Annotated in this window: 1 pseudogene; it reads left to right on the forward strand. The window is 64.7% G+C overall.

Annotated elements, in window-relative coordinates:
- Positions 1-595 (forward strand): annotated as a pseudogene (locus ACGLHR_RS52115) (transposase); the annotation flags it as partial.

Raw genomic sequence — 595 nt, forward strand, 5'->3', positions numbered from 1 at the left:
TGTGCTCTCGCGCCTGTTCCGGCGCCTCTTCCTCGAACAGTTGCGCCGCGCCTTCGATAGCGGGGCGTTGCACTTCTATGGCCCGCTCGCACCACTCAGTGAGCCGCGCGCCTTCGCTGCCTGGCTCGCACCCACGGCCCTGGCCGAGTGGGTCGTCTACGCGAAACCGCCGTTCGGCGGCGCTCGGCAGGTGCTCGACTATCTGGGCCGCTACACCCATCGCGTCGCCATCTGCAACCACCGACTGCAGCGCTTCGACGGCGACGCGGTGACCTTCCAGTGGAAGGACTACAAACATGGGGCCGCAAGCCGGTCCATGACGCTCGCGGCCGACGAATTCATCCGTCGCTTCCTGCTGCACGTGCTGCCCGACGGCTTCAAGCACATCCGCAGTTACGGCCTGCTGGCCAATCGTCACCGCGCAGCCAAGCTTGCCACCTGCCGCCGGCTGCTCGGCGTCGTTGCCCCTGCGGAAGACACTTGCCGCATCATGGACGACTACCGTGACCGTTACCAATGACTCACTGGCAGGTCGTTACGCGATTGCCCCGTCTGCAACAAGGGTCACATGGTATGCATTGAAACGTTTCTGCCG

This window comes from Cupriavidus sp. CuC1, from assembly GCF_044627735.1.
Classification (GTDB): Bacteria; Pseudomonadota; Gammaproteobacteria; order Burkholderiales; family Burkholderiaceae; genus Cupriavidus; species Cupriavidus ulmosensis.